The organism is Microvirga sp. 2TAF3 (genome assembly GCF_052114965.1).
GTDB lineage: Bacteria > Pseudomonadota > Alphaproteobacteria > Rhizobiales > Beijerinckiaceae > Microvirga.
On record NZ_JBFRFT010000008.1, the window covers coordinates 106,675 to 130,588 of the forward strand.

Consider the following 23,914-nt stretch of genomic DNA (forward strand, 5'->3'; position numbering starts at 1 on the left):
AAAGCGTGTCGATGACTCGATCGACGAAGCCCAATCGCTTCCCAATTTTATTCACACGCCTCGGAGGGTTATCACAGTGGTTCATGGCTCGCGCATCCCTTCGGACGTCAACGGCAGGATCCGGCCCAGCAAATAGGCGAGCACCGTGCGCTGGCCGACCTTTATATCGGCGGTAGCGGGCATGCCGGGCACGATATGAAAGTCCGGTGGGACATCGTGCAACCGCACTTCGTCGAGTGTAATGCGAGAACGATAGAACGGCTCCGGACTCCCTGGGTTTACAGGAGCTGATCCGAAGCGGGTCTTGACGTCATCCGTCGCCGTGAAGCTGTCGGCGCTCACGGTTCGGACTTTTCCATAGGCCAATCCATATTGAGACGTCGGGAATGTATCGAACTTCACCGCCACCGGCGCGCCGATATGGACGAAGCCGTTATCGTGCCCCGCGATACTCGCCTCTACCTCAAGCGGCGCATCGGCAGGAACCAATGTGATGAATTGGTCGCCCGATTGCAGCACCGAGCCCACGGAAACCTTGGCAACCGTCAGGACAATCGCATCGCGATCGGCACGAAGCTCAACAAGTTGGCGACGGCGTTGCGCCTTGTTCAGTTGCTCTCGCGCCTCGGCTAGTTTCTGCCTCTGCTCCGAGAGTTTTTGCGATACTTCCGCACGCCAGTTCTGATCATAGGCGTCACGCTCCGCCTCGGCGGCCCCGAGATCATGCTGCGCGCTTTCCACGGTCTGGGCCGCATTCGATAGACCGCGCGTGACTTCCAGCTGATTGTCGGTGGCGGCCAGCGAATTGAGCACGCTGCCCACCTGATGCCTCTCCAACTCCTGGCGGATGGACAAAATCCTTTCGGCCACATTCTGGCGAGCCAGGAAGGTCTGCACATCTGCGGCCCCGCGCGCAATGACGGCATTCAGACCATCGATGCGCTGCTGGTACATATCATGCCTCAGCTTCCGCTCCGAATGCCGCTGGGCCGAAATCATGGCCTGCAACGTGAAATTCGGATCAGAGCCTGCGTAAGTAAATGGGTGGCCCTCTGTTTCCGCTTGTAGCCGTGCAACCTCGGCTTCCCATGCAGAGACCTGCGAGGCCAATCCGCCGACATCCGCTGCTGTGAAAGTCGGATCGAGTTCGGCCAGAGTATCGCCTGCCTTCACCCGCTGACCCTCGCTGACGGCGATTGAGCGGACGATGGAGGTTTCAAGCGGTTGCACGACCAATGTCGGCATCTGAGAAACGACCTTGCCGCGGGCAGTCACCACTTTGTCGATCGGGATCAGCCACATCGCCGCCAGGGATGCCGCGATCATGCCGGAAATGATCCAGATGGGTCCGCGCGCTGTCCGCGGGACTGGAGCGGCGATAATCGCAGCCGACGGAGATTGAAATTCCAGGAGAGCCCGGCTGACGGTATCGTTTCTTCGAGCCGCGGCATTACCGGCTTTGGACAAACGGGGGAGCGACATGATGTTGCCCTTGGCTGTCATGATGGCGGCTCTGCTGAGACCAGAGCTGGCGATAGATCGCACAGCGCTCAAGAAGAAGATTATGAGGGGCGATGTCGACGGCTTTGCCCTTGTCGAGGACAAGGATCTGGTCGCAATCGATCAATGACGACAAGCGGTGAGAGACGATCACCATCGTCCGGCCGCTGGCGATGCGAAGCAGATTGGCGTTCAAGAGCGCCTCGCTTTCCGGATCGAGTGCGTTGGTGGCCTCGTCGAGGATAAGAATGCGCGGGTCGGTAATCAGCGCACGCGCGATCGCAAGCCGTTGCCTCTGTCCGCCCGAAAGGTTGGGCGAGCCTTCCTCGATCATGGTCTCATAGCCATTCGGCATCCGCTCGATGAATTCCTCGGCGCCCGCGAGACGCGCTGCATTCACAACGTCATCGAGCGTCAGTCCGGAGCGGCCTGCGATGATGTTGTCGCGGATCGAGCCGCGGAACAGGAAGTTCTCCTGCAGGACCACGCCGAAACTTTGCCGGAGATGGCGTAGATTGATCACCCGCACGTCGTTGCCGTCGATCTTTAGGGACCCGCTGTAATCCCGGTTGATGCCCTGAAGCAGACGCGTCAGCGTCGATTTGCCGGACCCGCTGCGCCCGACGATGCCCAGCATCGTACCGGCCGTCACCCCGAACGTGACTCGGTCGAGAGCGGGAAGCTTGGTGCCGCCATAGGTAAAACTGACGTCTTCGAACGAGATGGCACCGGCGAAACGGGGGCGCAATCCGCCGGATACCGCATCCGTCTCCGGCGGGCGGTTCAATACGGACGCGGCCTCGACGATTGCCAGGGAAACGCCTTCGTAATCCTCGACGAGGCGCGCCAGTCCCACGAGCGGTTGCGCTACACGCATGCTGAGCATCATGAATGCGAACAGGGCGCCGACCGCGTAACCTGTATTATCGTCGAGCGCCATGTAGGCCCCCACCAGCACGAGACCGATAGACATGAAGCGCTCGATCGGGGTGATGACCGTTTGCGGCCAATTTGCCAGCTTGCCAAAGGCAAGGCGCGACGAGCCGACATCGGCCACCCGCTCATCCCATAAGGCATTCCGCTGCGGCTCCAAGGCAAGAGACTTTATCGTCTTGATGCCGAAGATCGTTTCGCCGAGCGCCGAGGCCTTTTCGGTCTCGGCGAAAATCACGTCGGCGAAACTGCGTCGCAGCGGGCGTAGAAAGGCCAGGATAACGAGCATGATCAAGGCGGTACAGGCCAGAACCATCCCGGCGAGAATCGGGTTGAGAAAGAAAAGAAAAGGCAACAGCACGACCAGTGTCATGAGATCGAGAAACGTCGTCAGCAGCTTGCCCGTCAGGAATTCGCGGACTTTGTAGACTTGCGCGACCTTATGCATGGTCTCGCCCGCCGGGTGCCGCTCGAAATAATCGAGCGGCAGTCGCAGCAATCGATTGAAGACGTGCAGGTTCAGCTTGGCGTCGAGACGCGTTCCTACGATCAGCACGATCAACCGGCGGGCATGCCCCAGAAGTGTTTCGAAGATGCTTGCGGCGGCGAGAAGCGTGCCAAGGAGGACCAGGGTCGAGTAGCTATGATGCGTCAATACCCTGTCCACGACTGTCATGACCAACAAGGGCGGAAAAATCGTCAGAAAGCTCAACGTCAATGAGGCGAGCCCTATATCCTGGAGCAACCGCCTTTCTCTCAGGACCAGAGAGGCCAGCCAACCAAGAGTGAAGGGCGCCTCCGTCTCCGGCCGACCTCGTTTGCTCCGCAGCAACAGGGTTTCCCCTGACCAGACCTGTTCCAGTCGCAGCTCGTCTACGGCGATGCCGCCGTCACCCAGCGCAGAACCAGGATTCTTGACGAGGATCAGATTGTGCTCCAGGTCAACCTCGGTCATCAGTCCGGCGCCGCCATCCTTGAACAGCAGGACCACCGGCCCTGTTTCCCGAAGATGCATCAGGTCTCCCCAGCGCAGCCGCACTGCCCTTGCCCACAGACCGGAATTTTGCAGCCATGTGGAGAGTGTGGCGGCCGAAGGCACGCACCCCTCCGCGCCACGTGCATATTCGCGCGGATCCAATTCTCTCCCGTGGAACCGTGCCGCAGCCATCACTGCGCGAAGGCGGGGATGAACTCCGTCAGTGATCGAACGAATGTGGCCGCTGGGTGCAGCGGCCACGGATTCGGGCTCAGCTGCCGAGGCTGAGCGTGCAGGCTGAGAAGCTTGGCCTCCCGCGTTCGAAAGCGGTCTTTCGAAGAACGCCACCAACGATACTCCTCAGGCGATTGACCTCGCAAAGCTCAGGCATGCAGCGTGTGCGAACTGGGCATCGACACCGTTGCCGTATGACTGGGATCGTTGATTGCGCCCAGGTTGCCAAAGAGGCCATGCGCTTCGTTCTGCAGCCCGGCAGTAAAGTAGACTTTATGCGGATCACTGTTTTTGCCGGCATTCCCTGGAACGAGTACCCAAAGATCTCCGATCTTGATCGGCGCGCCGCTGGCCCCGCGCAGTTTTCCCAGGAAACTATCGGTCTTCGGATTGAAGACGTTGATTGTCCCATCACCGAAATTCCCGACCAACAAATCGTGCGAGAATTTTCCAAAGCCTGACGGTGCGAGAGCAACTCCCCAGGGAGAGTTGAGCGGCCCGTGAGATGCCACCCGATGCAGCAGACGTCCGCGGAGACTGAACTCATCGACGAAGCCGTGACCGGCACCAGCAACATCGTCGTGCTTCGCGCTATCCTGCAACGCGTATGTGACGAAGACGCGGTTATTCAAAACCTGCACGTTGAAGGGAGCGTAGCCTTTCGGGATATGTCGGTCCGTAAAGCTTCGCACGAGCTTGAAATTCTCGTTGAAGACATCGACCTTCCCACTCCGGAAATTAGCGGCATAAAGGAGCGCCCTATTACCGGTTTTGCTAATCGCAAGACCCTTGTAAACGGCCCCGGTACCGCCGTTGGAATTGTCGACGGCCAGAACGGAACTGCCGCTGTTCACGGTCGGGTTCCAGCCTGAAATCGTGCCATCTTCCGTCGCAAAGATGAAAATCGACGATGCCGTATTGCCGCCGCTCGAAATATTGAATCCGCTTCCTAAGCTGTTGAACACCTGCCCGGTCGGGCTTGCCGGCGAAGTCTGCCCTGGAGGTGTCGCTATCGTGATGGACGTATGCCCGGCAACTGTCACCGGGTTTCCCTTGCCGTCATAGATCGTCGCTAGGCCTGTACCGTTATCCGACACCCAGAACGGTCCGGTCCGGCTGAATGAAACACCCCAGGGATTGATGAGATTGTGGTCGATCACGGGTGCGGTAACAAAGCCATCCGAGACCAAATTCGTCTGTCTGAATGTAGTTGACTGTGCCAGACTGGTATTTGCGACCGATGTAACCATTGAAATTCTCCTCTGGTTGTAGCGGCGCTTTCCGCAGAGACGAGATGGCTAAGCTCAATCGCGATGATACCGTGAGTTTATGAGACGCGCGGCTGAGCCGTCAGCGGGATTCACATCGGGCCCACGATCGGAGCGCAATTGAACGGCACCTCATTCCAAAAAGCTGAGCACGAGATACACCATGTACAAAGTCTCAAAGCTTCGAGCCTAGATGCATGGCCAAGCGCTCAAGCTGTCCACGGAAAGTATCGCATCTATATGGCAAAACAGCGGATGTCGTTGCCTTATTCCGAATGCGATTGCCCAACACGTCGGCCCATTGAAAGGTCGAACGCTGTTCAGCTTGCTGGTACAGTTCAGTTTGGGAATCTGTGGCGAGAACCGCTATGCTTACGACGCGTTCCTTTTAATGAAACAGCGGCGGAAGCTTGCCGTCACGATCTGTAGCCACGAGCGAGGCCAATCCGAGGCAGTTACCTTAGAGCCGCCGAAAGAGCCGATAAGGTATTCACCCACCGGATAGCGTGCTCGACGCTCTCGGGCTCAAAGGCCACGGTGACGGCATTCAATCGGGTCGCGACAGGAATGACGGAAGCGAGATCGCATAGAGCTGGTGTATTCAGTTCAATCTCAAGCCTATAGGGACCCTGGATCCTGAAAGGCTGAACCGATTTGGCATTCCTGACAGCATCCTCAGCCTGCGTCCGAATGAGTGCACGGGCTTTCTCCGGAGCGGAATTGCGCGCTGCACGATGACCGACCGCATGCTTGACGACGGCATAGCGAGCGTCCGGAAAGAGAGCTTGCGTCTCGGCCTTCAACTGATCGTCACCGCTGAGCAAAATAACGGGTACGCCAAGGCTGCCGGCATAAGCACCGTAGAGGCCTGCTTCGCCCAATTCCTGCCGATTCAATCGGATGCGGCCGAATGCGAAACCGTTCGTCGTATGAGCCAGAATGCCCGAGGAACGCGCGCGAGCGTGGTAGCCCAGACAGATAGCGCCGGCGTGTTCTCGGGTGAGGCCCTCGAACATGTTGAGCGGCTTCGGCTTGCCGAGGATCAACTCCGCGCGGGGATCGAGTTCGTCGGGAAAAAGGTTTCGCATGTCGCCATGTGAATCGTTGACCAGAACCTCACTCGCACCGCCGGCGAAAGCGCCGTCGATGGCAGCATTCACCTCCTGAGTCATCAGGCGGCGGGCACGCTCATACTCGCCATTGCCCATGGTGCCCTGCTGCGGACTGACGACGCCGGCAACGCCCTCGATATCGGCAGAAATGTAGATCTTCATTGCAGCATCCAGACTTATGTCACGCGGGAACGACCGGCTCAGACCATCATTAAGAGCCATCGCACGGACCGTCATCAAGGAAATTGAAGGCCAGAACTGTCACGAAGATCGCCAAGTGAGGACATCGCTAGGACGACGCGTTTGGCGCGAAATCGGTTCTTGCTGAAAGGGCCTAATGCCCCCAGGTCCTTTCAAGGACCCTGATCCAATTGTCGCCACAGATCTTTCGCACGGCGATATCGTCATAACCCTTGCTTCTCAAGAGATTGACGAGTGAAGGCAAGCAACTCGCGTCCTTCAGGTCGTTGGGAACCGTCGTACCGTCGAAATCGGATCCCAACCCCACTCGGTCGAGCCCAATCCGGTCCACGAGATAGTCGATGTGGCGCACGAGTTCGTCCAACTTCGTGTCGGGATCCTTGCGGCCGTCCCCGCGAATGAACATGGTGCCGAAATTGACGCCGACGAAACCGTCGCTCTCCCGAATCGCGTCGAGCTGCCGATCGGTCAGATTGCGTGAATGAGGGGTGAGGGCATGCACATTCGAATGGCTCGCCACGAGGGGAGCGTTCGACATCGCGGCCACATCCCAGAAGCCCTGCTCATTGAGGTGAGACAGGTCGATCATGATCCGAAACTCGTTGCATGCCTGTACCAGTGCGCGCCCTTGCTCAGTCAGGCCAGGCCCGGTGTCCGGAGTGGACGGGAAGCGGAAAGGGACTCCATGCCCAAAAATATTCGAACGGCTCCAGACCGGGCCGATGGAGCGCAGCCCTGCCTGGTAAAGCACATCGAGCATCTTAAGGTCGGGGTCGATCATCTCGGCCCCCTCAATGTGAAGAACCGCAGCCAGAGCGCCGCTTGTCATGGCGGCACGGATGTCGCTGCAGCTCCGGCAAATTCGAAGCCCTCCCGCAGATACCCGTTCCACGCGCACCAGCAGCGAGATCAGCTCCAAGGTCGCGGCCTGTGCCTCCTCCAGCGAGGGAGTGAGGGCCTCCGTTTTTCCATCTGCGCCCGTAATGTTGCCAGAGGATGGAACGTACACCGCGAATAAGCCACCGGCAAAGCCGCCGGCCCGCGCCTTCGGCAGGTCCAAGTGGCCGGACGATCCTTCTTTGAGGAATTCGAGCTCAGCGGCCTTGCCGCCAGTCCGCCAGAGGCGAAGCAGCACATCGTTATGTCCGTCGAAGACCGGGATCAGGGCATCGGTTGTCATGGGCTCACAGCAAAAGGGTTTGAGGCGGGGCGTCTCGAGACAAGCAGCTGTAGGGTTGGGGGCGCAATCCGGCTAATTCAAAATCCGACGGAAGTAATGAAACTTTTGCATAAGGATCATGCCACCCAATGCATAACATGCATAAGGAATGCCATTTTCCGAATTTGTCAGGCAAATCCTGCGCCGTGTACGTTGGCGGTGCCAGCAGCCGAGTTTTGGAATATTGGGACGAGGTCGAGACTATCAGGCTCGCGACCGGATATTTATCCCAAAACGCGATATTGCTTGCAGAAAACGAAAGCGAAAAGGGATATACATTCTGAAAGAATGTTTTCTCTTACATGAACAATGGCCGATCCAGGCCAGATCTTCCTTAGATGAGGTGATACGGGATGCTTAATCGGCGCACATTTCTCGCAAGCTCCGCGGCTGCGTCATTTTTCAGCTATACGGGCTTGTCGGCAGCCTTTGCGGACACACCCAAAGACATCCTGGTCGTCGCGCAGCAGCTCGACAACATGACGAGCCTCGATCCGCATGAAGGTTTCGAAGCTGTCGGCAGCGAAATCAGCAGCAATATCTATCAAAAGCTGGTGAAGCCCAACCTGGACAAGCCCTCCGAGATCGTCGGCGATCTGGCCGAGTCCTGGGAAGCCGGCCCCGATGGGAAGACCTTCACGTTCCGGCTGCGCAAGGACGCGAAATTCGCCAGCGGCTCGCCCGTGACCGCCGAGGACGTCGCGTTCTCGCTGCAGCGCCCTGTCATCATGAACAAGAGCCCGGCCTTCATCATCAACCAGTTCGGCTTCACCAAGGACAACGTGGCGGAGCGGATCAAGGCCGCCGACGCACATACCCTGGTTCTGACCACCGCCGAACCCACCGCGTCTTCCTTCCTGCTCTATTGCCTCTCGGCCAACGTCGCGAGCGTGATCGAGAAGAAGGCTGTGATGGAGAAGGTTCAGGGCGACGATCTCGGCAATGGCTGGCTGCGCCAGAACAGCGCCGGATCAGGCGAGTGGACGCTGCGCGCATGGAAACCGAGCGAGAGCGTGATGCTCGACGCCAATCCCAACCGCCAGACGAAGGGCAACATCAAGCGCATCATCCTGCGCCATATCGTCGATCCGTCGGCGCAGCTCCTCATGTTGCAGAAGGGCGACGCGGACGTGGCCCGGAACCTGACGACCGAACAGCTCCGTACGCTTCAGGGCGACGCCAACTACAACCTCGTCCGCAAGGGCGTGGCGTCTCTGATGGTCATCTCGATGAACCAGAAGAACCCTATCTTGGCGAAGCCGCAGGTCCAGCAGGCGATCAAGTGGGCGCTCGACTATCAGGGCATCCAGAAGAACATCATTCCCCTGACCCACGTGGTGCATCAGAGCTTCCTGCCTGAAGGCTTTCCCGGCGCGATCACCGACACGCCGTACAAAAAGGATACGGCGAAGGCCAAGGCACTCATGGCCGAAGCGGGTCATGCGGACGGCTTCGAGATCTCGATGGATCACTATTCCGCTCAGCCCTATCCGGATATCGCCCAGACCATTCAGGCGAGCCTCGCGGAAATCGGCATCAAGGTGAAGCTGCTCTCGTCCGAAAACCGCCAGGTTCTCACGAAGATGCGCGCCCGCCAGCATGAGCTCATCCTCACCGCCTGGGGCTCGGACTATTTCGACCCGAACACCAACTCCGAACAGTTCTGCGTCAACACCGACAACGGCGAAGAAGCGCGTAATCGTACGCTCGCCTGGCGCTCGTCGTGGCAGAACAAGGAGTTCGGGGAGCGGTCCGAAGCGGCTCTTAAGGAACGCGACCCGGCCAAGCGCATCGCTCTCTATGAGCAGATTCAGCGCGACCACATGGCCAACAGCCCGTTCGCCCTGATGTTCCAGGCGGTCACGACGGCGGCCTGCCGCAAGAACGTCTCGGGCGTTCGCCTGGGCACGCTGTCCGACACGCATTCCTACTTGGGAGCAAGCAAGGCGTGACGAAACGACTCAACGCGCTGGCGGGACTTCTCGCCAGCGTCGGCCTTACGCTGCTGGGGCTTGTGATCATCACCTTCCTGATCGGGCGCGTCATGCCCATTGACCCGATTATCGCCGCGGTCGGTGACAATGCGCCTCAGGAAGTGGTCGAACGGGCCCGTCTGGAGATGGGCCTGGATCAGCCGATCCTGCTGCAATTCTTCCACTACGTGGTGCAATTGCTGCACGGCGATCTGGGTCGCTCCATCCTGACGAAAAATCCGGTCATCAGCGATATCGCCCGGTATTTTCCAGCGACGCTGGAGCTTGCCACTGCGGCGGTCATTGTTGCCGCCATCATCGGCATTCCTCTCGGCGTATGGGCCGCCGTGCGGCAGGGCACTTGGATCGATCAGACGATCCGCGTGGTCTGTCTCGCAGGGCACTCCGTGCCGGTCTTCGTCCTGGCGCTTATCAGCCTGCTCGTCTTCTACGCGGCTCTCGGAATTGCGCCGGGGCCAGGGCGGCAGGATATCGTATTCCAGGACATGGTGCCCCACGTGACTGGTCTCCTGACCGTCGATTCTCTCATCGCCGGCGATTGGGACGCGTTCTGGGATGCACTGGCGCATATGGTACAGCCGGTCTGCATCCTGGCCTATTTCAGCATGGCTTACATTACGCGCATGACCCGTGCGTTCATGCTCGATGCGCTGCGCGGTGAATACGTCATCACCGCTCGCGCCAAGGGCCTGTCGTCCATGAGCGTGATCTGGGTGCACGCTTTCCCGAATGTGGGCGTGCAACTCGTCACGGTGCTGGCGCTGACCTATGCGGGCCTGCTCGAAGGCGCGGTCGTCACCGAGACCGTCTTCAGCTGGCCGGGTCTTGGCCAGTATCTCACCGTCTCCCTCATGAATGCCGACATGAACCCCGTCATGGGTGCGACCCTTCTGGTCGGCCTTGTCTATGTCGGCCTCAACCTTCTCGCCGATGCCGTCTATCGGCAACTGGATCCGCGCGTACGATGAATGCAGCTTTTTCCCAAGCGTGGTTGCTGGACGAAACACCAGCGTCACGATCTCAGGCGGCCTGGGGGCGGCGTTACCGCGCCTGGCTCGATCTTCGCTCCAATCCGCTCGCGATGATCGGCCTTGTGATCGTCGTATCATTCGTCATCCTGTCGCTCGCGGCCCCGCTTCTCGCAACGCACGATCCCGGTGTGCAGGATCTGACAAACCGTCTGGCGAAACCCTCGGCTGCGCACTGGCTCGGCACCGATGAACTCGGTCGCGACATCTATTCGCGCATTCTCTATGGCGGGCGGGTGACACTCGGCATGGTGATTGCGGTGGTGCTTCTCGTAGCACCCCTCGGGCTCGCAGTGGGCTGTATCGCCGGATATGCCGGTGGTGCCGTCGATCGCATCCTGATGCGCGTGACGGACGTGTTTCTCGCTTTCCCGCGCCTGATCCTGGCGCTGGCCTTCGTCGCGGCGCTGAAGCCCGGCGTCGAGAGCGCGGTTCTCGCCATCGCATTAACCGCTTGGCCGCCTTATGCGCGCCTTGCCCGCGCTGAGACCATGACGGTACGCAACAGCGACTTCATCGCCGCCTGCCGTCTCACGGGAGCACCTGCCGGGCGCATCGTGCTGCGCCACATCGCGCCGCTCTGCGTGCCGAGCCTGATCGTTCGCATCACGCTCGACATGAGCTCGATCATCATCACGGCGGCGAGCCTCGGCTTCCTGGGCATGGGTGCGCAGCCGCCGTCGCCCGAATGGGGCGCGATGATCGCGACCGCAAAGCGGTTCATCTTCGAGCAATGGTGGGTGCCGACCATTCCCGGTCTCGCCATTTTCATGGCTTCCCTTGCCTTCAACTTCCTGGGCGACGGCCTGCGTGACGTCCTCGATCCGAAGCAAAGCTGATGCTGGTCGATATCAATAATCTTCGCGTGTCTTTCGCGACCCGGACCGGAACCTTCGAGGCCGTGCGCGGCGTCTCATTCCAGATCGGAACCGAAAAGCTCGGCATCGTCGGTGAAAGCGGCTCGGGCAAGTCGCTCACCGCCCGCGCGCTGATGCGGCTTCTGCCGCAGAATGCGCGCATCGCCGCCGACCGGCTCACCTTCGACGGCATCGACATTCTGAAAGCCGATGAGCGTGCCATGCGTGGCATCCGGGGCAAGCGGGCCGGATTCATTCTCCAGGATCCGAAATATTCGCTCAATCCGGTCATGTCCATTGGGCGCCAAGTGGCGGAATCCTGGCGCCAGCATAAGGGTGGCAGCCGCAAGGAAGCATTGGAAGCAGCCGTCGACCTGCTCGATCAGGTGCGCATCCGCGACCCCCGCCGTGTCTGCGATCTCTACCCGCATGAAGTCTCCGGTGGCATGGGGCAGCGCGTCATGATCGCCATGATGCTCGCGCCCGATCCGGCGCTTCTTATTGCTGATGAGCCGACGAGCGCGCTCGACGCCACCGTTCAGGCAGAAATTCTGCGGCTGATGGAAGATCTGGTGTCGAAGCGCGGCATGGGCCTCATTCTGATCAGCCACGATCTACCGCTCGTCTCGCATTTCTGCGACCGCATCGCGGTCATGTATTCGGGTCGCGTGATGGAAGAGCTTTCCGCCGGCACTCTTGCCCAGGCGAAACATCCATACACGAAGGGGCTTCTCAACTGCCTTCCGTCTCTCACCCATCCGAAACCGCGTCTGCCGGTCCTGACCCGCGACGCAGCATGGGTTCAATCATGATCAAGGTTGAGCAGCTTCGCGTCCGCTTCGGTGACAACGAGGTGGTCAAAGGCGTGTCGCTTCATGTTCCGGCCGGCGGCAGCTTCGGCATCGTGGGCGAAAGCGGCTCGGGCAAATCCACCGTGCTTCGCGCGCTCTCTGGGCTCAACAATGCGTGGACCGGAAGCATCGCCATTGATGGCCAAAATGTCGGCCCGCGCCGCGACCGCGCCTTCTTTCAGAAGGTCCAGATGGTGTTTCAGGACCCCTATGGGTCCCTACATCCCCGTCAGACCATAGACCGCATCTTGAGCGAACCGCTTCTCGTGCATGGCATCGGTGACATCGAGCGCCGCATTAAGACTACGCTCGCCGAAGTCGCCCTGCCTTCAACCGTACGCTTCCGCTATCCGCACCAGCTCTCAGGCGGCCAGCGCCAACGGGTCGCCATCGCTCGTGCGCTCATCGCGGAACCGGAAATCCTGCTGCTCGACGAACCGACCAGTGCGCTTGACGTTTCGGTTCAGGCAGAAATCCTAAACCTTCTCGCCGACCTGCGCGAGCGGCGCCAGCTCACCTATATCCTCGTCAGCCACAATCTCGCGGTCGTCTCGCATCTCTGCCCGACGGTCGGCGTCATGCTCGGCGGACAGATGGTCGAAGTGATCAGTGCGGAAGATTTGCGCGCCGGCAAGACCAAGCATCCGCACACATCGGAACTGCGCGCACTGAGCGTAGATCTGGAAGAGCCTGCATGACGGCTCGCGATATGAGCTGCTGAAATAAGACCCGGCCTTTCCCGCCCATGGCGGCGAAGATCAAGGAGATGACGATGGACGCTGTCCCCTCCCCCCTGCATTGGTCCTCGGCGGCCGAGACGGCCACACGGATCACCGATGCCTGGAAGCGCGATGGCGATCCTGGCGGTGCTGTCGTCGTGTTCGACGAGAACGATATTCGCATCGAGGCCGCCGGCGGACTTGAAAGTCTTGCGACCGGTGTTCCGTTCTCTGCCGACAGTGTCGTGCGATATGCCTCGATTACCAAGCACATCCTCGCCGCCATGACCCTACGCCATGAGGACAAGATCGGGTTAGAGGATCCTCTCGCCGCACACTTGCCGGGCCTGCATGCGCCGATGGCGGATGTCACCGTCGGACGCGCGCTCGACATGACCGGCGGCTTGCCCGATGTGCGCGATACCCTGTCACTTCTCGGAATTTCCGTTCACACGGCGACCGAGGCCCAACCGATCCTCGACTTCCTTGATGGCCTCGCGGCGGTAAATTTTTCTGCCGGACATGAGATTTCCTACTCCAACACCGGTTATCGTCTCGTGGAAGCGGCCTTGAAGAACAAGGGTCTCCTCTTTGACGAGTTGGTGCAGGAGCATATTTCGCGCCCTCTCGGCATCGACATTCGCGCACCGGAATTGTGGTTCGATCCTATCCGCGGTCTCGTGCCCGGATACTGGAAATCGGAGCAGGGCTGGCAACTCGGCACGGCGGGCCTTCATCTCTCCGCTTCCGGCTCCCTCACCGGCAGTGCGCGTCATCTGGCAATCTGGCTGCAAACCGTCCTCGGGGATCGCGGCCCCGGAGCAGGCGTATTGAAGCGCCAATCCGCCCCGCGCACGCTCGCTGACGGCCGCGCTACGCAATACGGCCTCGGCCTCGCCTGGTCGCAGCTTGGCGATAACCGACTTGTCGGCCATGGCGGCTCGCATGCGGGCTACAAGGCTTACTTCCTGCTTGATCCGGAACGCCGCGCGGGCGTCGTCATCGTCTCCAATCGGGAGGATACCGCTCCATCAGGGCTCGCGCTTCAGGTCATGGCCGCCCTGCTCGGCGAAGACCTCCCCAGACGCAGCAACCGCATTCCGGATGGTCTCTATGCGACGGAGACCGGGCCGTTCTGGCTCGAAATGAAGGACGGCATTGCCACCTTCCTTGGCGCGGGCGAAACGCTCTATGAGGCGGAAGGCGGCTGGTCCGTGTCGCTTTCCGCCCATATGCCCATGCGCCTGCGCTGGACCGGCTCGGCCATCGAGGGCGAGATCGGCCATGCTGCGCGGTGCTTCCTTCCCGTGAAGACCGATGATTCCCTGTCACGCGTCCAGGGACATTGGACATGTCCGGCCTATCATTCAGCCTTCGAGATCAAAGGCGACCGGTTTGAGATCGGTGTCGGTCCGGCGCGGACGAGTGCGCCTTTGACCTCGCTCGGCAACAACCGCCTGCTGATGGACGGCAAGGATGGTCCATGGACCAAGCGTACCAGCCTCGTCTTCGACGGCGACAAGGTCGGGCTTTTCCTGAACCGCAGCCGCGTACTGGAATTCACGCGGGCGTAGCGCTCGCCAGCACCTCGCTTCTAAAGCTCGTGCAAGAAGCGTCACGCGGCCCTCCTCCCCCTTGTGGGGAGGAGTTGGAGGTGGGGGTATTGGTGCCAGCCTGGAACCAGCAAGGCGCCAGCACCCCCACCCTAGCCCTCCCCACAAGGGGGAGGGAACTCGAGTGGCGCGCTACCGCGCCGTAGCGCGCGCGAAGTCGATGTAGATTTCGCGCAGCCGCGTCGCGAGCGGTCCTGGCTTTCCGTCCGCCACCGCGACGCCATCGATGGTCACGACGGGCTGAAGGAATGCCGAAGCGCTGGTGATGAAGGCTTCCTTCGCGGCAAGAGCCTCGTCAAGGGAAAATGCCCGTTCTTCAACGCGGATCTGGCGCTCTTCCGCCAAAGCCATGAGTGCTTTGCGCGTGCACCCCGGAAGAATGGCGTTGGAGTTGGGCCGCGTGACGACTACGTCATCCTTCGTCACGATAAACACGGTCGAGGAACCACCCTCGGTGATCTTGCCGTCCTCGATCATCCAGGCCTCCTGGCAACCGGCCTCGGCGGCCGCCTGCTTGGCCAGCACCTGTGCCAGAAGCGCGACGCTCTTGATGTCGCGCCGTGCCCAGCGGATATCGGCTAACGTCTTTACGGCGATGCCCCGTTGCGCGGCCGGAGACGCAACAATGTTCTTTTCCTGCGTAAACATCACGAGGCTCGGCTTCACGCCTTTGGGGAAGACGAAATCCCGGTCCGCCGCTCCGCGCGTCACCTGAATATAGACCACGCCCTCGACGAGGCCGTTTCGCACGATGAGCTCCTTCTGGATCTCCTCGATGCGCTCACGGGTCTCAGGCATCGCCAATGCGATCTCCCCGACCGAGCGTTCGAGCCGCATCAGGTGCGACTCGTTGTCGATGAGCTTGCCGTCAAGCACCGCCGACACCTCATAGATACCGTCCGCGAAGAGAAAGCCGCGGTCGAGAATGGAGATGCGGGCCTCATCGAGGGGTAGGAAATCTCCATTGACATAGGCAGTGCGGGTCAAAATCTCATCTCCTCGGTTCTTGCGATGCACTCAAGGCTCGCGGGCTAAACTGCCGGGAATACTAAGGATTGGCGCTCCATCTGCCCAATTCGTATTGCGCACCAACCCATGCGGAGCCTGCATGCGAGACCATGGACAGCAAAAGGTTTTGACTTGAGTCGTGGGCAAATCCGTTCAAAACAATGTCCAGATCGCCAGCACCCGGAGCGCGGTATGGAAATCAAGTGGCTTGAGGACTTCATCAGCCTTGCAAACACCTTGAGTTTCTCGCGGTCGGCCGAGGAACGTCATGTCACGCAATCCGCCTTCAGCCGCCGGATCAAGCAACTGGAGACCTGGGTAGGGGTTCCCCTGGTCGACCGGGCCACGTTTCCCGCCCATCTCACCCAGGCTGGCCAAGACTTCCTTCCTGTCGCGCAGGAGGTCGTGAGCAACCTCTATCGGGCGCGCAACGATGTCCGCGGGAACCAGGGTATCAAGGCCAATACCCTCAGTTTTGCGGCGCTTCACACCTTGTCGATCACGTTCTTCCCGCGCTGGCTTCAAAGCATCGAGCCGCGTTTCGGAGCCCTTTCGACGCGCCTGAGCGCGGACAACAGCAGCATGGAAAGCTTTGTGAATTCGCTTACCGAAGGGGAAAGCGACTTCCTCCTCATCTACGCCCATCCAGCCGTACCGGTCATGATCGACGAGGCCCGTTTCGCCTATAAGACGCTAGGCCGGGAAAGCATCATTCCCGTTTCGGCGCCAGACCCCGAGGGCCGCCCTTTACATCGGATCGATGAAACCGGTCAGCCGGTCCGCTATCTTGCCTATGGCCCCGGCGCCTTTTTCGGACACGCCCTGACGAGCCTCTTCCAGCAGCGTCCGCTAGAGCGCATTCCAGTCTATGAGAACACCATGTCCGAAGGCCTGAAGGCGATGGCTGTCGCCGGCTGGGGCCTTGCCTGGATCCCCGAGAGCATCCTGGTGGACGACCTTGCCGCCGGCCGCGTCGTGCGAGCGGGAGCCCCATCCTGGGATCTGAGCGTCGACATTCGTCTCTACCGCTTTCTCGCAAACGAACGGCCGATCGTGAAACGCTTCTGGAGCGCCCTCGAGGCTTAAAGACCACAGCAATCATGCCACGGCGAAGCCGAGCGCCCGGTGGTGAATGGACGAAATGAGGATTCCGGTCCGGTCCTGCGAACACATCGCCGACGCCTCGTCGGTGAAGAAACGGCAAGACACACCTTGCGCATGAGGCCCGTCGTAATCCAGATCGCTCTCCCCGGCCGAACACCGTCATGCTCGCCCTGCCGGCGCGGCGCCGATCGGGCCATCAGCATCACCGATCCCGCAAGTCCCGATCCCGAATTTAGAACTTTGGGTCAAGGCGAAGAGCGTTGCTGCTGGCTTATGGCGCTCCGCCCAGAAAGGCTCTGTAGCGTCAAGGCTTTAACGTGACGGTACCCGCAGAATCCATCGATTCCAATTCACAATTCAATGCTCTACTCCTGAGCCCGCTATCGGAGAGGATAAAGATAGGCGGTAATGTCGCGCGCCTCCTGTTCCTGCAGACCCATGTTCGGCATCACATTGCCGGGGACGACCGCCTGCGGATTGCGCAGCCACAGGGTCATGTTGTCCAGCGTATTGCGAAGAATGCCGGCGACGAAGACACGACTGCCCATTTGATCGAGCGGCGGTCCCACGAGCCCGTTCGCGCCTGTGGTACCGGGGATGGTGTGACAGGACCCGCATCCGATTTCGGTGATCTCCTTCGCCCGTTTAAGATCTCCGCCGAAGCTTGCCGGCGTGATGCTGGAGGTGGATTGTTCGGCGGCCCGATCCTCGCAGCTGGACAGGAGCAGAACTCAGGACCGTGAGCCGGCGCAGATCTGTCGCGGAGCGCCGCTCGGCAGCGCGGAGCCAGATAACGAACAGAATTTCAATCGCGGCCATATAGACGAAACCGGCGGAAATCCACATGAACAGGCTTGCAAGATGCTGATCCTCCAGGAGCGTCAGCCTTCCAATGCGCAACGCACTCAGCGTGGATGGCGTAGAATGGCCGCGAGGTCAGGACCGTTAGCGCACCGGGCAATCCGCTGAGAACGGCTGCGGTCGCGACGAACAGCAGTGTTGCGCCATACGCCGCCCGGATGGCTCGATCACGATAGACCAGAATGCGAATGAACCGATGAAGAAGCAGAGATGCTCAAGGACGTGAACGGATTCGTGCTTCAACGCCCAGGCATAAGGCCGGGATAAGGCCGGGGCAAATGCCAGAACGCGAACAATCCGCAGTTCCAGATCCAGGCCGCGACAGGAGAGATCAGCACTCGGAAGATGCGGCTCAGGCGCCTGCCGACCCGTAACCGGGCCATCGATTTCCGCGCGCCGCATGAACTGCTTGACAAGCCGCGGACGTGCCTTTCGTCGTCAGACAAAATTCGCGACAGAACCGTAATCGCCTACTACGTCCAAGAGCGCCTCAACGGATTTTCCGCCGCCTCCGGTCGCAACCGTATCGCCCTGATTGTATCGATCTACCTGTGGACTTTCCATCCGCTGGCCGCGTTTGCTCGCCGACGGCTATGAACGCTGGGTATTCTACGGGCGATTGATAGCTGGGATGATACGGCTCCGGCGGCCTCGCGATCATCGGATTGGATCGGATGAGAACCGGATATGGCCTCGCGGGAGCATGATTCGGCAAAGCTCCCATGTCGACTGGCTTCTCGACGTCGTCGGAATCGAACGAGACGCCTGCGAACTCTCCCTTTCGCCAACGCAGCTGCGCACGGTGAACCCGAAGATCGTGCGCGCAGATGAAGAGATCGAATGTCTCGGGCAATGGCACGTGCTGCCTGATCTCGATCTTCGCACCTCCGGTCGAGAGATCCCGCACTACGCAGTGGATCATGGTCTCGGTATCGAACACGATTTTGGCCTGCTGCAACACGCGAAGACGTCTCGCGCTTCGCGTGTTGTCTCTCACGCTGCATGGAAGCCTGGGTTCGACCGGCGACATCTCAACACCAAAAAATGGTTAACGCATCGTTACCAAGACCATGCATCCGTTAATTCCTCAAGTCCCGAGACACAAAATCCTCCGAAAGTTTAGAGGTCAGTCGGACGGTCCGAGGTAGCCCTCCCCGTCTTGGGTGGACGAGTCGGAAGCCAACCGCGACGTCAGCCGCCACGGCCCAGCCTTAAAGGTCGCGGCTCCGGCTTGCGATGGTCGGTGGGATAGCTGAGCAGCTGGATGCGCCCGTACAGCGAACATCTCCTCGGCATGCGTGGGGCTGAGGAGAAGCGGGTCGATCTCAATCCTCCTCCTATGCCTCGATCCGGTTACTTCTCGGGCCACCTGAGCCTGCCGGCTCAAGTCACTGCGGCAACTCGTGCTTTCCCGGGAACAATCGCCAGTTGGGGATCGTTAAGGCCTGATCGGCACCACTCATGCCCAGCCGCATGCCATCGTCACTCGCGCCCGAGAATGGCGGCGCCCGCGTGCTTCCTGCAAGAGGTGAAGCCATGGCCGAAAGCTCCGGATTCCGGAATGGCGTCCCCGGTCGAGGATTCAGCCGCCGGAATTTTCTGCTGACCACAGCATCGACGGCAGCCGCGATGCCGCTCGGCGGCATCGGGGACGCCTCTGCCCAGACCGTGACGCCGGCTCCGCCGAAGAATCCTCGCCAGCCGGTCGACGTGACCCTTCGGATCAACAACCAGAACCATGTCCTGGCGCTCGATGCCCGGACCAGTCTGTTGGACGCACTCCGCGATCACATCGGCCTGACGGGCACCAAGAAGGGCTGCGACCATGGGCAATGCGGCGCCTGCACCGTGCTCGTGAACGGTCGGCGGGAGCTCTCCTGCATGACTTTCGCAGTGATGCAGGACGGATACGATATTACGACGATCGAGGGACTCGTGGGCCCGGGCGGCGAATTGCATCCGATGCAGCAGGCCTTCATCGACCACGACGCTTTCCAATGTGGCTATTGCACGCCGGGGCAAATCATGTCGGCGGTCGCCTGCGTAATGGAAGGCAATGCGGAAACGGACGCGGCCATCCGCGAGTACATGAGCGGCAATATCTGCCGTTGCGCCGCCTACCCAAATATCGTGGCAGCCATCAAGCAGGCGCGCGACCGCATGAAAGGGATCTGACAGATGCAGCCCTTTGCTTATCACCGTCCCGACGACGCCGGCAGCGCCATCGACGCCGCCCGGTCGAAGTCCGCGCAGAACGGTCCTCCGGCCCAGGCTCCCGGCCAGTTCATCTCCGGCGGCACGAACATGTCGGACTATATGAAGCTCAACGTGATGCAGCCGGAGGTCCTGGTCGACATCAACCGGCTTGCAGACCCGCGGTACAGGGAGATCCGAGCGGACGAGCGCGGCCTGCGTTTCGGCGCCCTGGTGCGGATGAGCCAAGCCGAGGACCACCCTGTCGTCAAAAGCCAGTATCCGGTGATCTACGACACGCTTCATCTTGCGGCCACCCGCCAGATCCGCAACATGGCGAGCCTCGGCGGCAATCCGCTCCAGCGCACCCGCTGCGAGTATTTTCGCGAGACGTCCTGGCCCTGCAACAAGCGCAATCCTGGTTCCGGTTGCTCGGCCATGAACGGCCTCAACCGTCAGCACGCCGTGCTGGGCACGAGCGAGCAGTGCATTGCGGCCTATCCCGGCGATTTCGCGCAGGCTCTGATAGCGCTCGACGCAACGGTCGAGATCATGGGGCCGAACGGTGCACGCACCATTGCCTTTTCCGAACTTCATCGGCTTCCGGCCGATACGCCGAACATCGAAACGGTGCTCGAACCCGGCGAATTGATCACCTTCATCGATGTTCCGGCCGGGCCATGGACCCGCCGGTCGCGTTACATCAAGGTTCGCGACCGCCAGTCGTACCAGTTCGCGCTCACGTCGGCAGCCGTGGCGATCGACCTCGACGGGAAAGCGGTGCGCGACGTGCGGATCGCCCTTGGCGGTGTGGCGACCGTTCCTTGGCGAGCCCGCGATGCCGAAGCCGTCCTCAAAGGCAAGGCGCTCGACGAGAGCACGGCGATGGAGGCGGCGAATGTCGCCTTTTCGACCGCGCAAACCCGCGAGCACAACGCCTTCAAAGTGCCGATCGGCAAGCAGACACTGGTCCGCGCATTGCTCGAAGCCAAGCTGATGGAGGCATGAGATGAGCGCCTCGGCCCCAGAGCCCAAACGGAACCAAGGCCAGCCTGTCCCGCGGATCGACGCCCGGCTCAAGGTCACCGGCGAAGCGCGCTATGCTGCCGATATCCCGCTGAACAACTTGGCCTACGGCGTGTTGGTGACAAGCGACATCGCCCGCGGTCGGGTGAACGAAATCCGGCTGGACGAAGCCCGGGCCGTGCCGGACGTGCTCGAGATTATCAGCTACGGGGATATCGACGGCATCCAGAGGCCGCAATTCGCGAATGCGAGCTGCACCTCGCTTGGGCCCCTGCATGAAACGACGATCCGGCACGATGGCCAGATCATGGCCCTCGTGATCGCCAATACTTTCGAAGCGGCACAGGAGGCAGCCTCGAAGGTCACAGCCGACTACCAGCCGGAACAGCCGAGCGCCTCGCTCGGATCCGCCGGCACCGAGACCATCCCGGCCAAAGGCAACACCGAGAGGGTGCAGGACGACCCGGCGGTCAGGGACTTCGCTGCAGCGTTCGAAGCCGCGCCCGTGAAACTGGATGCTGCATATACGACGCCAACGCAGCATCACAATCCAATCGAGTTGTTCTCGACGACCGCGCTCTGGACCGGCGATCAGCTCACCGTGTACGAGCCGTCGCAGAATGTCTACGGCTTCAGGGCTGAGATCGCTCGTCAGCTTCAAATGGACCCTGCCAAGGTGCGCGTGGTCAGTCCCTATATCGGTGGCGCCTTTGGCTCGAAGGGACCGATGACGCCGCGCACGGCCATCGTAGCGCTTGCCGCCCGCCGTCTGAACAGGCCCGTGCGCTGTGTCGTCACCCGCATGCAGGGCTTCACGACCGCAACCTACCGGGCGCCGACCCGACACCGGATTCGCATGGGCACAACTCCGGACGGGAGAATTACGGCTTTCAGCCACGAGGGCTGGGAGCTGACCTCGCGGGTCGACAATTACGTGGTCGGCGGAACATCGACGACCACACGCCTCTATGGCTACGGTTCCGTCTACAGCCGGGTGAACCTCGTCAAGGCCGACCGGCAGACGCCGGGCTATATGCGGTCGCCGCCTGAATTTCCGTATGTGTTCGCTCTTGAGACCGCGATGGACGAACTTGCGGAAAGACTCGGCATGGATCCGGTGGAGCTTCGCCGCGTGAACGACACGATGACTGAGCCCATAGGGGGCAAGCCCTATACCAGCCGTTCGCTGATGCAGTGCTTCGATCAGGCGGCCGAGGCCTTCAACTGGGCGGCACGAAATCCCAAGCCCGGTTCGATGCGGGACGGCGAATGGCTCATCGGCCTTGGCTGTGCCACCGCCGCCTACCCGACCAATGTCGGGGCAGCGACCGCGCGTGTGCGCCTGACCGCGAATGGCAAGGTGCTGGTGCAAAGCGCGTCGCACGAGATCGGCACGGGCATCCGCACGGTGGCGGCCCAGATGGCAGCAGAGCAGCTTGGGGTCCCCGTCGACGCGGTCGAGGTGATGATGGGCGATACCGATCTGCCTCCGGCGCCGGTTTCGGGCGGCTCGAACAGCACGGCGAGCGTCTGCTCCGCTGTCCTGACGGCTTGCCGGCAAATCCGTGCGCGACTGTCCCAGGCAAGTGTCGGTTCCCACGGCGGCCCGCTCGCCGGCAAGGACCCGGGCGATCTCGACATCAGGGACGGCATGATCGTCGCGAACGACGGAGCTTCGCAGAAGCTGCAGGAAATTTTCAGGGCGCTCGGCGCTGGCGTCGTGGAAGAATACGCAGAGTTCATTCCCGAGGGCGCGCCGCAGGATGCCGTGCAAAAACTTTACGCCGGCGCGAGCACGCTGATCAATGGCTCCAGGCGCAGCAAGGTGCAATACGCCCTTGGAGCCGAATTCGTCGAGGTGCGCATCAACGTTCGCACACGCGAGATCCGGGTGCCCCGCCTTGTCGGCGCCTTTGCTGCCGGACGCATCATGAATACGCGCACGGCTCGCAGCCAGCTCTTGGGCGGCCTGATCTGGGGCATGAGCTCGGCGCTTCTGGAGGAGACGGGGGTCGACGAGCGCACCGCGCGCTATGTGAACCGCGACTTGGCGGAATATTACGTGCCCGTGAACGCCGACATTCAGGAGGTCGAGGTCATCCTTGTCCCCGAGGTAGACCACGAGGTCAACCCGGCTGGCGTCAAAGGCCTGGGTGAACTTGGCAACGTGGGCACCGCGGCCGCAATCGTGAACGCTATCTATCACGCGACCGGCAAGCGGATTCGCGACCTGCCGGTCCGGCTCGAAAACCTGATAGTCTAATCAATGCTGACAGAACAATGCGGGATAGGGTTCCGAGCACCTGTGCGGCGAACCGATCAGCGAGCGATAATATGCATTGCCAGCATCCCTCGGCAAACGGTTTTATATCCTTGCGGCCCAACGCTTGCCGAGCCTCCAACAACCCTTTTGGCTCCGATCCGGGCTTGCGACGTGGCAAGCAATCTCGACTTGGCTGCCGGAAGGATGGGCCGAGGGCGGAGCTGGCTTTTCTGTCCACGCGCTGAACGGCGAAGCCGGGACTGCCTCCTTCAGGCCGTGATTATCGGTTTTGATATGGTCAGGAGCTTCCTCGTGCCGCTTGCCCGCTCCATGCCTTTCAGACGCTGCGGACCCCGGTCGAGCTGACGACGCTCCTGTTTATGACGGCGTGAGCACGAATCTGTTCACAAAACAGACTCAGCAGGAGTGTTCAATGACCCTTTTTGGTAACCGTGAGCAAGCGTTTGAGCAGATGTTCGTGCATGATGAAGAGGCGCGCTTCAGAGCTCTCGCAAGGCGCAACAAGCTGCTTGGAGAATGGGCGGCCAAGCAACTCAGGCTCACGGGCGCGCAAGCCGATGCTTATGTGGAGGAAACCAGCAGGAGCGTAGTGGCAGCTGTTGTCGATGAGAGGCTCGTCAAACAGATTCACGCCGACTTCGAGGCACGCGGCATTGGCCAGTCCGAGGACCAGATCCGGGAGAAGATGTCTGAACTGATGGCGGCGGCAATCGCTCAGGTTAAGTCAAAACCCTGGTAAAAGGCCGTCGTGCGTCCAACGTCGTCGATATCGACCAGTTTGCCGATAGGCGCCCGCTCCAGCCCAGACTGTTCAGCACCTCGGAACAGTTTGTGACATCCTATCCGACGACGGCGCGTTCCGGCCATTATCGACGCTCCGTATTGTCACCATCGAGACAATGGCGAGAGCGACAGACGAGGACCCTTTGACGC

At 60.8% G+C, this 23,914-nt stretch carries 19 protein-coding genes; 11 read left to right on the plus strand and 8 right to left on the minus strand.

Translation table 11 applies throughout. The annotated features are described in order from the left end of the window. Positions 1-81: 81 nt before the first annotated feature. The 5 genes from AB4Y97_RS10455 to AB4Y97_RS10475 all read right to left on the minus strand — a co-directional run bounded on the left by AB4Y97_RS10455 (position 82) and on the right by AB4Y97_RS10475 (position 7,404). Complete coding sequence (locus tag AB4Y97_RS10455) at positions 82-1,503, minus strand: HlyD family type I secretion periplasmic adaptor subunit (protein WP_441998975.1); 1,422 nt, start codon at positions 1,501-1,503, stop codon at positions 82-84. Then, the gene (locus tag AB4Y97_RS10460; protein WP_441998976.1) at positions 1,451-3,532 is read right to left on the minus strand and encodes a peptidase domain-containing ABC transporter; all 2,082 of its coding nucleotides are present in this window, start codon (positions 3,530-3,532) and stop codon (positions 1,451-1,453) included. Before AB4Y97_RS10460 ends, AB4Y97_RS10455 begins: the two co-directional genes overlap by 53 nt. Positions 3,533-3,792: 260 nt before the next feature. Next, the gene (locus AB4Y97_RS10465) at positions 3,793-4,893 is read right to left on the minus strand and encodes a TIGR03118 family protein (RefSeq protein WP_441998977.1); all 1,101 of its coding nucleotides are present in this window, start codon (positions 4,891-4,893) and stop codon (positions 3,793-3,795) included. A 473-nt stretch (positions 4,894-5,366) separates the two neighbouring features. Continuing rightward, entirely contained in the window at positions 5,367-6,185 is an 819-nt protein-coding gene (locus tag AB4Y97_RS10470) for a M55 family metallopeptidase (protein ID WP_441998978.1), read from the minus strand. A gap of 172 nt (positions 6,186-6,357) precedes the next feature. Further along, positions 6,358-7,404 carry a dipeptidase gene (locus AB4Y97_RS10475; protein ID WP_441998979.1) on the minus strand — a complete coding sequence of 349 codons (1,047 nt, stop codon included), beginning with the start codon at positions 7,402-7,404 and terminating at the stop codon, positions 6,358-6,360. 392 nt (positions 7,405-7,796) lie between these two features. Between AB4Y97_RS10475 and AB4Y97_RS10480 the strand changes: the two genes are divergently transcribed. From AB4Y97_RS10480 to AB4Y97_RS10505, 6 genes are all read left to right on the plus strand, one after another. Then, the gene (locus AB4Y97_RS10480) at positions 7,797-9,395 is read left to right on the plus strand and encodes an ABC transporter substrate-binding protein (protein ID WP_441998980.1); all 1,599 of its coding nucleotides are present in this window, start codon (positions 7,797-7,799) and stop codon (positions 9,393-9,395) included. Further along, the gene (locus AB4Y97_RS10485; protein WP_441998981.1) at positions 9,392-10,405 is read left to right on the plus strand and encodes an ABC transporter permease; all 1,014 of its coding nucleotides are present in this window, start codon (positions 9,392-9,394) and stop codon (positions 10,403-10,405) included. The genes AB4Y97_RS10480 and AB4Y97_RS10485 overlap by 4 nt, the downstream gene beginning before the upstream one ends. After that, on the plus strand, positions 10,402-11,304 hold the full coding sequence (locus AB4Y97_RS10490) for an ABC transporter permease (protein WP_441998982.1): 903 nt from the start codon (positions 10,402-10,404) through the stop codon (positions 11,302-11,304). Before AB4Y97_RS10485 ends, AB4Y97_RS10490 begins: the two co-directional genes overlap by 4 nt. Continuing rightward, positions 11,304-12,134 carry an ABC transporter ATP-binding protein gene (locus tag AB4Y97_RS10495; RefSeq protein ID WP_441998983.1) on the plus strand — a complete coding sequence of 277 codons (831 nt, stop codon included), beginning with the start codon at positions 11,304-11,306 and terminating at the stop codon, positions 12,132-12,134. Before AB4Y97_RS10490 ends, AB4Y97_RS10495 begins: the two co-directional genes overlap by 1 nt. Next, positions 12,131-12,871 (plus strand): ABC transporter ATP-binding protein, encoded by a 741-nt coding sequence (locus AB4Y97_RS10500; RefSeq protein ID WP_441998984.1) that lies wholly within the window; start codon positions 12,131-12,133, stop codon positions 12,869-12,871. Before AB4Y97_RS10495 ends, AB4Y97_RS10500 begins: the two co-directional genes overlap by 4 nt. Before the next feature lie 74 nt (positions 12,872-12,945). Continuing rightward, positions 12,946-14,466 carry a serine hydrolase domain-containing protein gene (locus tag AB4Y97_RS10505; protein WP_441998985.1) on the plus strand — a complete coding sequence of 507 codons (1,521 nt, stop codon included), beginning with the start codon at positions 12,946-12,948 and terminating at the stop codon, positions 14,464-14,466. Between the two features lie 171 nt (positions 14,467-14,637). Here AB4Y97_RS10505 and AB4Y97_RS10510 read toward each other — a convergent pair whose 3' ends face one another. After that, on the minus strand, positions 14,638-15,492 hold the full coding sequence (locus AB4Y97_RS10510; RefSeq protein ID WP_441998986.1) for a D-amino-acid transaminase: 855 nt from the start codon (positions 15,490-15,492) through the stop codon (positions 14,638-14,640). Between the two features lie 213 nt (positions 15,493-15,705). On the opposite strand from AB4Y97_RS10510, the gene AB4Y97_RS10515 reads away from it, so the two are divergent. Next, positions 15,706-16,599 (plus strand): LysR family transcriptional regulator, encoded by an 894-nt coding sequence (locus AB4Y97_RS10515; protein ID WP_441998987.1) that lies wholly within the window; start codon positions 15,706-15,708, stop codon positions 16,597-16,599. A gap of 398 nt (positions 16,600-16,997) precedes the next feature. Here the strand turns inward: AB4Y97_RS10515 and AB4Y97_RS10520 are convergent, their stop codons facing one another. Next, positions 16,998-17,345 (minus strand): c-type cytochrome, encoded by a 348-nt coding sequence (locus AB4Y97_RS10520; protein ID WP_441999055.1) that lies wholly within the window; start codon positions 17,343-17,345, stop codon positions 16,998-17,000. Positions 17,346-17,968: 623 nt separating this feature from the next. Continuing rightward, the gene (locus AB4Y97_RS10525) at positions 17,969-18,508 is read right to left on the minus strand and encodes a PilZ domain-containing protein (RefSeq protein ID WP_441998988.1); all 540 of its coding nucleotides are present in this window, start codon (positions 18,506-18,508) and stop codon (positions 17,969-17,971) included. 506 nt (positions 18,509-19,014) lie between these two features. Here AB4Y97_RS10525 and AB4Y97_RS10530 point away from each other — a divergent pair. From AB4Y97_RS10530 to AB4Y97_RS10545, 4 genes are all read left to right on the plus strand, one after another. Beyond that, positions 19,015-19,653 carry a (2Fe-2S)-binding protein gene (locus AB4Y97_RS10530; protein ID WP_441998989.1) on the plus strand — a complete coding sequence of 213 codons (639 nt, stop codon included), beginning with the start codon at positions 19,015-19,017 and terminating at the stop codon, positions 19,651-19,653. A 3-nt stretch (positions 19,654-19,656) separates the two neighbouring features. After that, positions 19,657-20,679 (plus strand): FAD binding domain-containing protein, encoded by a 1,023-nt coding sequence (locus AB4Y97_RS10535; RefSeq protein WP_441998990.1) that lies wholly within the window; start codon positions 19,657-19,659, stop codon positions 20,677-20,679. Position 20,680: 1 nt separating this feature from the next. After that, positions 20,681-22,960 (plus strand): xanthine dehydrogenase family protein molybdopterin-binding subunit, encoded by a 2,280-nt coding sequence (locus tag AB4Y97_RS10540; protein WP_441998991.1) that lies wholly within the window; start codon positions 20,681-20,683, stop codon positions 22,958-22,960. Between the two features lie 433 nt (positions 22,961-23,393). After that, positions 23,394-23,720 carry a DUF1476 domain-containing protein gene (locus AB4Y97_RS10545; protein WP_441998992.1) on the plus strand — a complete coding sequence of 109 codons (327 nt, stop codon included), beginning with the start codon at positions 23,394-23,396 and terminating at the stop codon, positions 23,718-23,720. Positions 23,721-23,914: the final 194 nt, after the last annotated feature.